Source organism: Agaribacterium haliotis (assembly GCF_002312815.1).
Lineage (GTDB): Bacteria > Pseudomonadota > Gammaproteobacteria > Pseudomonadales > Cellvibrionaceae > Agaribacterium > Agaribacterium haliotis.
This window is the reverse complement of the sequence record NZ_NKQJ01000008.1, coordinates 156,845-168,863: the sequence shown is the minus strand read 5'-3', so window position 1 is coordinate 168,863 and position 12,019 is coordinate 156,845. Positions and strand designations below refer to the sequence as shown.

General features: G+C 52.4%; 10 protein-coding genes. 6 read left to right on the top strand and 4 right to left on the bottom strand.

Translation table 11 applies throughout. The features are described from left to right. Positions 1-21 precede the first annotated feature (21 nt). Positions 22-2,376, bottom strand: a complete 2,355-nt coding sequence (locus CFK45_RS11060; RefSeq protein ID WP_239923646.1) for a DNA translocase FtsK — start codon at positions 2,374-2,376, stop codon at positions 22-24. Between the two features lie 124 nt (positions 2,377-2,500). Between CFK45_RS11060 and CFK45_RS11055 the strand changes: the two genes are divergently transcribed. From CFK45_RS11055 to infA, 5 genes are all read left to right on the top strand, one after another. Beyond that, positions 2,501-3,496 carry a GGDEF domain-containing protein gene (locus CFK45_RS11055; protein ID WP_096086499.1) on the top strand — a complete coding sequence of 332 codons (996 nt, stop codon included), beginning with the start codon at positions 2,501-2,503 and terminating at the stop codon, positions 3,494-3,496. Between the two features lie 102 nt (positions 3,497-3,598). Continuing rightward, positions 3,599-4,543, top strand: a complete 945-nt coding sequence (gene trxB, locus CFK45_RS11050) for a thioredoxin-disulfide reductase (RefSeq protein WP_096086498.1) — start codon at positions 3,599-3,601, stop codon at positions 4,541-4,543. Continuing rightward, positions 4,543-5,271, top strand: coding sequence for a leucyl/phenylalanyl-tRNA--protein transferase (aat, locus tag CFK45_RS11045; RefSeq protein WP_096086497.1), 729 nt, complete (start codon positions 4,543-4,545; stop codon positions 5,269-5,271). Before trxB ends, aat begins: the two co-directional genes overlap by 1 nt. Further along, entirely contained in the window at positions 5,255-5,965 is a 711-nt protein-coding gene (locus CFK45_RS11040) for an arginyltransferase (RefSeq protein WP_096086496.1), read from the top strand. The genes aat and CFK45_RS11040 overlap by 17 nt, the downstream gene beginning before the upstream one ends. 137 nt (positions 5,966-6,102) lie before the next feature. Beyond that, positions 6,103-6,321 (top strand): translation initiation factor IF-1, encoded by a 219-nt coding sequence (gene infA, locus CFK45_RS11035; RefSeq protein ID WP_096086495.1) that lies wholly within the window; start codon positions 6,103-6,105, stop codon positions 6,319-6,321. A 79-nt stretch (positions 6,322-6,400) separates the two neighbouring features. On the opposite strand, the gene clpA is transcribed toward infA, so the two are convergent. Both clpA and clpS read right to left on the bottom strand, forming a co-directional pair. Beyond that, positions 6,401-8,671, bottom strand: a complete 2,271-nt coding sequence (gene clpA, locus CFK45_RS11030; protein WP_096086494.1) for an ATP-dependent Clp protease ATP-binding subunit ClpA — start codon at positions 8,669-8,671, stop codon at positions 6,401-6,403. Positions 8,672-8,690: 19 nt separating this feature from the next. After that, positions 8,691-9,062 carry an ATP-dependent Clp protease adapter ClpS gene (gene clpS / locus CFK45_RS11025; protein WP_096086557.1) on the bottom strand — a complete coding sequence of 124 codons (372 nt, stop codon included), beginning with the start codon at positions 9,060-9,062 and terminating at the stop codon, positions 8,691-8,693. Positions 9,063-9,477: 415 nt separating this feature from the next. Here clpS and cspD point away from each other — a divergent pair, with 415 nt between their 5' ends. Beyond that, a complete protein-coding gene (cspD, locus tag CFK45_RS11020) occupies positions 9,478-9,726 on the top strand; it encodes a cold shock domain-containing protein CspD (RefSeq protein WP_096086493.1) in 249 nt (82 codons plus the stop codon). Between the two features lie 70 nt (positions 9,727-9,796). On the opposite strand, the gene CFK45_RS11015 is transcribed toward cspD, so the two are convergent. Then, entirely contained in the window at positions 9,797-12,019 is a 2,223-nt protein-coding gene (locus CFK45_RS11015) for an NADP-dependent isocitrate dehydrogenase (RefSeq protein ID WP_096086492.1), read from the bottom strand.

Here is a 12,019-nt window from a genome sequence, read left to right as displayed (position 1 = left end):
AGCATTTCCAAACACTGTGCTTTAACGCTTTGGCGGTGGGGGCGCCAAAACTTCCCGATTACCGTTGGCGCCCATAGGGCTTACGACACCGGAACTTTCCATCTGTTCAATCAGCCTTGCCGCGCGGTTGTAGCCAATGCGCAACTTGCGCTGCACCGAGCTGATACTGGCCTTGCGTGTCTCTGTGACAAACTCAAGCGCCTGATCGTACAGGGGGTCACTTTCGTCATCGCCTCCGGATGCGCCGTCGTCCGAGCTGCTGAACCCGGGAACAGGGATCGCTTCAACTTCTTCGCTGAAGATCTCATCCAAATAATTGGGCTCGCCGCGCTTTTTCCAGTCGGCCACAACCTTGTGCACTTCGTGATCGTCGATAAAAGCACCGTGCACACGAACGGTGTGCGCCGTACCTGGCGGCAAGAACAGCATATCGCCGTGACCGAGCAACTGCTCGGCACCGCCTTGATCGAGAATGGTTCGCGAGTCAATTTTGGAGCTGACCTGAAACGCCATGCGGGTCGGCACATTCGCTTTGATCAAACCGGTGATTACATCAACCGACGGCCGCTGGGTTGCCAGCACCAAGTGTATGCCAGCTGCCCTTGCCTTCTGGGCGATGCGCGCAATCAACTGCTCGACCTTTTTGCCGACAATCATCATCATATCGGCAAATTCATCGATCACCACAACAATAAACGGCAGCGTATCCAGTACCGGTGGCTCAAAGCCCTCGGCGCCACTAACCCCCTCATCCATGGCCACATAAAGCGGGTCTTTAATTTCTTCCCCGGCTTTTTTGGCTTCGCGAATTTTTTTGTTGTAGCCGGCAATATTGCGCACGCCGAGCGCTGCCATCAGCTTGTAACGCCGCTCCATTTCGCCAACGCACCAGCGCAGGCCGGTCGCGGCCTCTTTCATGTCGGTAATAACCGGTGCCAACAAGTGGGGAATGCCCTCGTAGACACTGAGCTCGAGCATCTTAGGGTCGACCAGCATCAGGCGCACATCTTCGGGCCCCGACTTGTACAGCATGCTCACCAGCATGGAGTTGACACCCACTGACTTGCCCGAGCCTGTGGTACCGGCAACTAATAGATGAGGCATTTTGGCGAGATCGGCAATAACGGGTTGGCCGCTGATATCGTGGCCGAGCGCAAGCGTCAGCGCCGACTTGGATTTCTCATAGTCCTCCGAGGCAATCACCTCTGACAGGCGCACCATCTCACGGTGTTCGTTGGGGATTTCAATACCGACAACCGACTTGCCCTGAATCACCTCGACGACACGCACCGCACTAACTGCCAGCGAGCGGGCTAAATCGGAACTCAAATTGGTAATTCGGCTGGCTTTCACGCCCGGTGCAGGCTGAAGCTCAAAGCGTGTAACCACCGGGCCAGGCAAGACCCCGACCACTTCAACCACAACCCCAAAATCTTTGAGTTTGAGCTCGAGCAGGCGCGACATTGCCTCGAGGCTCTCTTCGCTATAACCTTTTTTGGTGCTTGGATCGGCAGGCTCAAGCAGCGCGATCGGCGGCAACTCGCCTTCCACCGGTGCATCATCAAAAAGGTTTTGCTGTTTTTCAGCTGCGGCCCGGGCGCTGACCTTAGGCTCAATTCTCGGGGTTTTAATTTTGGGTGGTTTGCGCTTTTTAGCTTCTTTTTTAACTTCTTTGACCGCCTCGCGGCGCTGTTCGACGACTGCGGCCACCTGTTTTTTCTCGGCTTGTTGCAAGCGCCGCTTTTTGAGCCACAATTTGCCTCGCGCGACGGCTTTGAGCACAAATGCGCCGATGGCATCCATCACCGCAAACCAGCTGATCTCAATAAAGATGGTTAAGCCAAATAACAGCATTGCCAGCAACAGCATTGCCGAGCCGAGATAACCAAAACTCGCCCCCATCGCCGAGGCAATTTCCAAACCGAGCCAGCCGCCAACAGAGAACGGCAAATAATCGCTCTCGGTGCCCGCCTGGATCACGGCGATGCCGCAGGCTGCAACCATCACCAAGATCAGGCCAAGCGATTTAACCGCAAAAAGTAAGGGGTCAAAACGCCAGTTTTCACGCTCCCTTAGTTGGTGCCATATCTGGTAAAGTAATAACAGAGGGAATAAATAGGCAATATTGCCAAATAGTGACAGAGCTACATCGGCGACCCAGGCCCCGGCCGGGCCGACGGCGTTTTTCACTTGCGCACTGCTACCGGTTTTTGACCACCCCGGGTCGTGTTCGCTGTAACTGAGCAAGGCCACAGTCAGATAAGCAAAGACCGTTATCAATGCGATAAGTAGTCCTTCTCGTGCAATGCGCGTGCTGAGCGCACCGGCGACCTTGGCCGCGGCAGGTGCAAGCTCCGTCTTCGCTTGTTCTGTCAAAACACATCCCCCAAATATATGCGCGTGATCATAGAGAGTCCGTCGCGGCGCTTCAACTCCCCGACGACATATCTGTGCAAACGAGCCGAGTTACAGCCCAGCAGCGGCTGACAAAGGTTTACAGATGAACAACAAATATAAACAGGGCATGAAAAGCGCCCATTTAATAGACCGCGACACAAGAGAGTGGGTCATTCTCGGTATTTGCCTGGCAGGCGCGCTCGGCGTGCTGCCCTTTACCATTCACCGTTTTCTCGAAGGCGACTGGGCGATTGCGCTGTTTGATTGTTTTGTCATGATCGCCATGCTGGGCTTGTTTTTATACGTTTACCGGGCGCGGCGCACCGAACTTGCCAGCCTTATTCTTGCCAGCCTGCTAATTGTCAGCCAGATTCTCACCGTCGCCATAAAAGGCCCGGACCAGCTAATATGGAGCTTTCCGTGCTCCATCGGAGTTTATTATTTAATTCAACCGCAGTGGGCCCTGCTGAGCTCAAGCGCGGCGGGCTTGAGCATTATCAGTCTGATCAGCAATCAAGTGGACGGCAGTACCCTGGGCGCCTATCTTGTTACGTTTATCGTCACTAACGCCTTTACCATGCTGTTTGTGATGCGCAACCGCTACCAAACCGAGCAGCTCGAAGAACTCAGCTACAAAGACCCACTGACCAACTGTTTCAATCGCCGAAGTTTTGAGCAGGCCCTGCAGGAACTGGCGCTCGCGCCGCCAAATAAAGAGCAGCTCTCTATCGTACTGTTTGAGCTTGAGGACTTTGAGCGCATGAATGCTCAACTCGGCCACCTGAGCGTCGACGAAGCACTGATCCACCTGAGCGACTTAGTGCGCACACAGCTGCACAGCGGCGAGCGGCTCTACCGCATCAGTCGCTCGAAGTTTGTGGTGCTGCCCATTCAGCTCGCCCTTGAAGAGAGCAAACAGTTTGCCAAGCGTATAAAGACCCTGGTCGAACACAGCCAGATCCAGCAGGACGTCAACTTCGAACTGAGCATCGGTGTGGCCGAGCGCGAGCCGGACGAAAGCCCGAGAAACTGCTTGCGCCGCGCCGATAAACACAGAGAGCACAGCACTGTCGACTTTAGCCATCAAAATATCGGTTAATAGTGTGTAGCTATCGGCATTATTTACGCTAGCTCATAGGAGAGCCTCTACAAATACTTTAAACTCTGCGCTGATTTTTCCTGCTGACGGACTAAATATCTTATGAGCGAAAGCAAACATCACCCGTTGATTATTCTGGGCTCAGGCCCTGCCGGTTACACTGCCGCGATCTACGCCGCACGCGCAAACCTCAACCCCGTTGTTATCACTGGCATGCAGCAAGGCGGCCAGCTGACCACCACGACCGAAGTTGAGAACTGGCCTGCGGGCGACCCGGACCTTCAAGGCCCCGACTTAATGGTTAAAATGCAGCAGCACGCTGAGCGCTTTGACACTGAAATTATTTTTGATCACATCGAAAACTGCGACCTGAGTCAGCGCCCTTTTGTGCTCAAAGGCAACGAGACCTACACCTGTGACGCGCTGATCATCTGTACCGGCGCCTCAGCTCAATATCTCGGCCTTGAAAGCGAGCAGGCCTTCCAGGGCCGCGGCGTCAGCGCTTGTGCTACCTGCGACGGTTTTTTCTATCGCGATCAAAAAGTTGCCGTAATCGGCGGCGGTAATACCGCTGTTGAAGAAGCGCTGTACCTGTCTAACATCGCCTCAGAAGTGACTCTTATTCACCGCCGCGACAGCCTGCGCGCAGAGAAAATCTTGCAGGAGCGCCTGCTCGAGAAAGAGAAAAACGGCAACATCAACATTCTCTGGAACCACCAGCTCGACGAAGTGCTCGGTGACGACGCCGGTGTGACCGGCTTGCGCGCCAAGTCCACCGTGGACGATAGCAGCACCGAAATCGAGCTCAGCGGCCTGTTTGTTGCCATTGGCCACAAACCCAATACCGACCTGTTCAAGGGCCAGCTTGAAATGAAAGACGGCTACCTGGTTGTCAACAGCGGCCTCAATGGCAACGCAACACAAACCAGCATCCCCGGCGTATTTGCCGCCGGCGACGTCGCCGACCACATCTACCGCCAAGCAGTTACCTCTGCTGGCTCTGGCTGTATGGCTGCTCTCGACGCGGAGCGCTTCCTCGACGAATAGTGAGCGCCCTGCTTTGGCTGGATGATAAGCATCCAGCCTTTCCGCCCAGCCACCTGGCGCTAGAGGAGCCAAACGGTCTTCTTGCCGCAGGTGGCAATCTTAAGCCTGAAACTCTAGTTGCGGCTTACCGCCGCGGTATCTTCCCGTGGTTTGAAGACGGCCAACCCATATTGTGGTGGAGCCCATCTCCGCGCATGTGCCTTGCACCCAAGGCTGCCCACCTTAACCGAAGCTTAAAAAAACTCGCCCGCAAACAACCGTTCAGCATTAAAGTTGATTCTGCTTTTGAGCAAGTGATGATGCATTGCGCCGATATAGACCGACCGGGGCAAGACGGCACCTGGATCACCGACTCGATGCTAAGCGCATACAGCAAACTGCACCAGCAGGGCCTCGCCCACAGCGTCGAAGCCTGGCGTGATGGCGAGCTTGTTGGCGGGCTATACGGCCTCGCACTGGGTTCTGTTTTTTTTGGCGAGTCGATGTTTTCACGCCGCAGCGGCGCATCAAAGCTCGCGTTTGCATCGCTGCTGATCCAGCTGCAACGCTGGAATTTCAAGCTCATAGACTGCCAGGTACACACCAGCTATCTGGCCAGCTTTGGCGCCAGTGAACTCGATAGAGCGGAGTTTGAACACAAACTTGCACTCGCCCTAAGCGAAGAGCAAAATCAAAACTGGCAGCAACATTGGTCCCTTGGGAAACACGGTTTTGACGGATCTGAGTGAACTTCGCTTTTTTCAAACAGCCGCGCACGATTGCGGCTACCTCGCCGACAAGCAGGCGAGTAATATTTTTGTCGACCCGCAGCAGCAGCTAAGCGGCAGTCTCTACAGCACCCTGTCGGCCTTTGGTTTTCGGCGCAGCGGCCAACACGTCTACAAACCCCGCTGTGCAAGCTGTCAGGCCTGCCAACCTATGCGTGTACTGACCGAGCTTTTCACAGCAAACCGCAGCCAGCGCCGCTGCATGAAACGCAATGAAGATCTCAGCTGTGAACTGCGCCGCGACATCGACACCGATGAGCACTACGAGCTCTACGCGCGCTATATTCAAGCTCGCCATCGCGACGGTGAAATGTACCCACCGAAGCGAGATCAGTTTCAGGAATTCCTGGCTGATGCCTGGGGTATCACCCGCTACCTTTGTTTTCGAGACCAACAGCAAAAATTACTCTCTGTTGCCGTGATTGACTTACTTTCCGACGGCATCAGTGCGATGTACAGTTTTTTCGACCCCGATGAAGATAAGCGCAGTCTCGGCAGCTTTAATGTGCTGTTTCAAATTCTTTGGGCCCGCCAACACCAGCTCCCCCACCTTTATCTTGGCTACCTGATTAAAGAATGCCGGAAGATGGCTTACAAAGCTCAGTATCGCCCCTACCAACTATTGCACGACGGCCACTGGCGAAGCTACGACTAAGCGCCAGCGTTCATGTAATTACGGCGCAAAACTACGCAATTTGCGCCATTTCTGCACTTTTCGCCTTGCTTAAGCTGTGCCGCTAAGGCAGAATTGCCGCCTTTCTTAGCAAAGCAAAACTTTGAGGTAGCAGCCGAATGGCGAAAGAAGACAACTTTGAACTTGAAGGCGAAGTCATCGACACGCTTCCAAATACCACGTTCAGAGTCAAACTGGAAAACGGGCACGTTATCACCGCCCACATTTCTGGCAAGATGCGCAAAAACTACATCCGTATTCTCACTGGTGACAAAGTTAAGGTTGAAATGACGCCTTATGACCTGAGCAAAGGTCGCATCACCTATCGCGCTCGTTAAGCCAAGAGCCAACTGAAGATACAAAAAAGGCCGGGCAAGCAACACTTACCCGGCCTTTTGTTTTCTATACGTTAATTTGCTAGCTGACCAGCTCTTCCTCTTCAAGCACCAACTGATCGTCCTCAACATCGACTTTAACGGTCCCACCTTTATCCGAAAGCGAACCAAAAAGCACCATTTCAGCAAGCGGCTTTTTCACGCGCTCCTGAATAATCCGCGCCATCGGCCTCGCCCCCATTTGAGGGTCATAACCATTTACGGCAAGCCAATTGCGCGCCTCTTCACTGATGTCCAAGCTAACACGCTTATCATCTAACTGGGTTTGCAGCTCCATAAGGAATTTGTCGACCACAGTTTTGACAATATCCAGGCTCAAGGCACCAAACTGAATGATGGCATCAAGGCGGTTACGAAACTCCGGAGTAAAAGTGCGCTTAATGGTTTCCATTCCATCAGTACTGTGATCCTGAGTCTTAAAGCCGATTGAACTGCGGCTCATCTCGGCTGCCCCCGCGTTGGTTGTCATAATTAATACAACATTGCGAAAATCTGCTGAGCGGCCGTTGTTATCCGTCAAGCTGCCGTGATCCATTACCTGCAAGAGCAGGTTAAACACATCTGGGTGAGCCTTCTCAATCTCATCGAGCAGCAGCACGCAGTGCGGTTGCTTGGTCACGGCCTCGGTCAACAAACCGCCCTGATCAAAACCAACATAACCCGGAGGAGCACCAATCAGGCGCGAAACCGTGTGCGCCTCCATGTACTCACTCATATCAAAACGAACCAAGTTGACGCCCATGGCGCCGGCCAGCTGCTTACAGAGCTCGGTTTTCCCGACACCGGTCGGCCCGGCAAACAAAAACGCACCGATGGGCTTATCGTGAGCGGTGAGCCCGGCTCGATTTAGCTTGATACACGATGCGACATTGTCGATGGCCTCATCTTGCCCAAAGACCGTCATGCGCAATGTCTCTTCAAGCTTGGCCAACTGCTGCTTGTCGTCGCTATTGACCGTTTTGGCCGGTACGCGGGCTATCTTTGAAACAACCTCTTCAATATCGCGCACCCCGACAACTTTCTTGCGCTTGTTCTCAGGCCTTAAACGCTGATAAGCGCCAGCTTCATCAATCACATCAATAGCTTTATCGGGCATAAAGCGATCGCTAATATAACGATCAGCCAACTCTGCTGCCGCTTTTAGAGCAGTATCTGTGTATTTTAAGTTGTGGTGTTTCTCAAAGCGGGATTTCAAACCGCGCAAGATTCGATAGGTGTCGTCAACACTCGGCTCTTCGACATCGATTTTCTGAAAGCGACGAGACAGCGCCCTGTCCTTATCAAAAATACCCCGGTACTCCTGGAAAGTAGTCGAACCAATGCAGCGCAGCTCACCACTGGTCAGCAGCGGCTTAAGCAGATTCGACGCATCCATAACCCCGCCAGAGGCGGCGCCAGCACCGATAATCGTGTGAATTTCATCAATAAACAACACCGCGTGTTCGCGCTTGCGAAGCTCGGCTAACAGCCCTTTAAAGCGCTTCTCGAAATCGCCGCGATACTTCGTACCGGCGAGCAAAGAGCCGAGATCAAGCGAATAAACGGTGCTTTCTTCCAATACCTCAGGCACATCACCGTCAATGATTTTTTTGGCTAAACCCTCGGCAATGGCGGTCTTACCAACACCGCTTTCACCAACCAGCAGCGGGTTGTTTTTACGTCTGCGCGCCAAGACTTGTACCACGCGCTCAACTTCTTCGTCGCGCCCCACCAACGGGTCAATGCGCCCAATCAAGGCCTCTTCGTTTAAATTGGTCGCGTACGCTTCAAGTGGGCTTTGCTGAGCATCTTGCCCCGCTACCACCTCCTCTTCTTGAGCACCTTCCGCGCCGTGTTCACCATGGTCAGAGCTGCCACCGACCTTACTGATACCGTGAGTGATGTAGTTGACCACATCAATTCGGGCGACATCTTGTTTTTTGAGGTAATAAACCGCCTGACTTTCTTGCTCACTGTAAATTGCCACCAGCACATTAGCGCCTGTGACTTCATTTTTTCCGGAGCTTTGAACATGAAAAACAGCGCGCTGTAATACACGCTGAAAACCCAGTGTTGGCTGAGTTTCTCGCTCGGCATCGTCCTCGGGAATAAGTGGTGTCGTTGAGTCAACAAAATCACTTAAATCCCGGCGCAACACACTGATATCCAGCCCGCAGGCCGTTAATACCTTGGACGCACTGTCATTATCTAGTAATGCCAACAACAAATGCTCGACCGTCATATATTCGTGGCGCTTTGAACGCGCACCCTTAAACGCCGTATTTAATGTTGTTTCTAGCTCTTTACTAAGCATAAGCACCTTAACCTTATCGCTATTCGCCCTCGTCGTCTGAAGGTTCTATCTCACACAACAGAGGATGTTCGTTTTGTTGCGAGTACGCATTTACCTGCGCGGCCTTAGTTTCAGCAATGTCCCTCGTGAATATTCCACATACGCCCTTTCCCTGAGTATGGACCATTAACATGACCCCCGTAGCCTTTTCCCTATCCATTGAAAAAAAGCGTTGCAAAATATCAACCACAAATTCCATCGGGGTATAGTCATCGTTCAATAACACGACCTTGTACATAGATGGACGCTTTAACTTGGGCTTTTGTTCCTGAAGGGCGACCGAGCCGTCAAAGTCGGCGTGCCATTCATCTTCCTTACTTAAGGTTAGTTGAGAAAAAACAAGATTACGCATTGTCTTACCGTGGGCGTATAACAGTGGCCCCAGTTTACTAGAAAGTACCGAACACTCGCAGCAAAAAACAGCCATCGTGGACAGCGCTATATATTAAAAGCGTTATTTTGTCGTATTTTTTGTTGTACTGCGCTCAAACAAGAGCTAAACAACAAAGCATAGCCTCAACACAAAAGGCGCCCCAAAGCTGAGCTTGTGCGCTTTGAAGCGGTGCAGAGCACAAGGTATGCATTACTGTACAAAAAGTTGACAATTCACCGGGGCTTGGTTAAAAAGAGCCTGTCGGCAGAGACGCTGACGAATCGATAATAATAATGCTTAAGCAGCTTTAAAGATCTCACCTAAGCTCAGCCAATTCAGCTCAGCTTGGGTAAGTTAAAGCGCCAAGCTTAACTAGACTTCAAGGATATCTACCATGCCTACCGGAACTGTTAAGTGGTTTAACAACGCAAAAGGTTTTGGCTTTATTTTGCCCGAAGGCGGCGGCGATGATCTATTTGCCCACTATTCATCCATAGAGATGGACGGCTACAAAACGCTCAAAGCCGGACAAAACGTTAGCTACGAGCTTTCCGATACAGATAAAGGCGGACACGCCAAACAAATAAAAGTCATCGGGGCAGACATAAACACCAACACCGAGCTGCACGCCAGCAGCGCTTAAAAACACACACAACAAAAAACTTGGCTTAGGCCCAATTAAAAAAGGCCGGTATTACCGGCCTTTTTTAAACTTATAACGCATCAATTGCCGCATTAAAGCTCGCACTCGGACGCATAACCTTGGCCGCTTTCTGAGGATCTGGGCGGTAGTAGCCCCCTATATCCTGCTTGCTGCCCTGCACTGAATTAAGCTCCTCAACAATCTTGGCCTCATTGTCACCAAGCTGTGCCGCCAGCGCCGAAAACGCCGCGCTCAATTCAGCGTCCTCAGTCTGCGCCGCCAGAGCTTTGGCCCAATAAAGGGCGACATAAAAATGACTGCCCCGGTTATCTAGTTCACCGGTTTTACGAGAAGGCGCTTTGTTGTTAAGCAAGTACTGCCCGGTTGCTTCATCCAGCGTCTTAGCTAAGACAGCAGCCTTCTTGTTGCCGTTTTTCTCGGCGAGGTGCTCAAAGCTCACCGCCAGCGCCAGAAACTCCCCGAGGCTATCCCAGCGCAAGTGGTTTTCATCAACAAGCTGCTCAACGTGCTTGGGCGCGGAGCCACCAGCTCCGGTTTCAAATAAACCACCGCCATTCATCAGCGGAACGATGGACAGCATTTTAGCGGATGTGCCCAGCTCTAGAATTGGGAACAAGTCCGTCAAATAGTCGCGCAGAACATTACCCGTCACAGAAATGGTGTCTTCACCTTTGGCAATTCGCTGCAAAGAAAAACGCGTTGCCGCTTTGGGCGCCATGATATGCAGCTCCAGGCCATCGGTATCGTGATCTTTCAGGTAGGTATTCACCTTGGCAATCAACTGAGCATCGTGAGCGCGATTTTCGTCCAACCAGAATACGGCCGGGCTGCCGGTGGCACGAGCGCGATTAACCGCAAGCTTTACCCAATCCTGAATCGGCGCATCTTTCACCTGGCACATGCGGAAGATATCGCCCGCTTCGACGCTGTGACTCATCAATACTTCACCGGCGGCATTCAGCACCTTAACGGTGCCCGCAGCAGACAGCTCAAACGTCTTATCGTGAGAGCCATACTCTTCGGCTTTCTGAGCCATCAAACCAACATTCGGAACAGTGCCCATAGTTGTCGGGTCGAGCGCTCCATTTTCTTTACAGAAGTCGATCGTCTCTTGATAAACGCCGCTGTAACAGCGATCAGGAATGACGGCCTTGGTATCTTTCTGCTTGCCATCCGGACCCCACATTTGCCCCGAGGTGCGTATCATTGCCGGCATAGACGCATCAATAATGATGTCGCTCGGCACATGCAGATTGGTAATACCTTTGTCGGAGTTGACCATGGCCAAAGCGGGCTGCTTTGCGTAAAGCGCTTCAATATCCGCTTCGATCTCGGCGCGCTGCTCGTCCGGCAGTGAGGCAATTTTAGCAACAAGATCACCAAAACCATTGTTCACATCCACACCCAGCTTCTCAAGCAGCTCCGCGTGCTTGTCAAAGATATCTTTGTAGAACACGCTGACCATATGACCAAAAATAATTGGGTCACTGACTTTCATCATCGTCGCTTTCATATGCAGCGAGAACAACACATCTTCGTCTTTGGCCTGCTGTACTTGCTCAGCCAGGAAAGCTCGCAGAGCGCGTTTACTCATCACTGCCGAATCAATAATCTCACCCGCCTGCAATGCCAGACCTTGCTTGAGAGTTTCACTGCTGCCGTCGGCTTTTTCCAGCACAATACTAACGGTGTCGGCATTTGCCAGTGTCAAGCTTTGCTCGGAACCATAGAAGTCACCTTCGCTCATACTGGCAACATGGGATTTGGAGTCTTTGCTCCAGGCGCCCATTGAATGCGGATTATTTTTAGCGAACTGTTTGACCGCACCGGGGGCGCGGCGATCGGAGTTGCCCTCGCGCAAAACCGGGTTAACCGCCGAACCTTTAACGCGGTCATAACGCGCCTTAGCATCTTTTTCTTGGTCGCTGCTCGCGTCTTCCGGATAATCCGGCAGCGCAAAACCTTTGTCCTGGAGCTCCTTAATCGCGGCCTTTAACTGCGGCACTGACGCACTGATATTTGGCAGCTTGATAATGTTTGCATCGGGCGTTTTAGCCAACTCGCCAAGCTCTGCCAAAGCATCGGCAATGCGCTGATCTTCTGGCAATAGATCGGCAAAATTTGCGAGAATACGACCGGAAAGAGAGATGTCACGGGTCTCGACATCAACGCCAGCGGCTTTGGCAAAAGCCTGAACTACGGGCAGGAACGAGTAAGTCGCCAGAGCCGGCGCCTCATCGGTTTCAGTGTAAATTATTCTCTCTTTAGTCAT

Bases quoted from the DNA above. Each gene is read 5' to 3' on its own strand.
- CFK45_RS11055 (WP_096086499.1), top strand. From the start codon at position 2,501: ATGAACAACAAATATAAACAGGGCATGAAAAGCGCCCATTTAATAGAC.
- trxB (WP_096086498.1), top strand. From the start codon at position 3,599: ATGAGCGAAAGCAAACATCACCCGTTGATTATTCTGGGCTCAGGCCCT.
- infA (WP_096086495.1), top strand. From the start codon at position 6,103: ATGGCGAAAGAAGACAACTTTGAACTTGAAGGCGAAGTCATCGACACG.
- clpA (WP_096086494.1), bottom strand. From the start codon at position 8,671: ATGCTTAGTAAAGAGCTAGAAACAACATTAAATACGGCGTTTAAGGGT.
- clpS (WP_096086557.1), bottom strand. From the start codon at position 9,062: ATGCGTAATCTTGTTTTTTCTCAACTAACCTTAAGTAAGGAAGATGAA.
- cspD (WP_096086493.1), top strand. From the start codon at position 9,478: ATGCCTACCGGAACTGTTAAGTGGTTTAACAACGCAAAAGGTTTTGGC.
- CFK45_RS11015 (WP_096086492.1), bottom strand. From the start codon at position 12,019: ATGACTAAAGAGAGAATAATTTACACTGAAACCGATGAGGCGCCGGCT.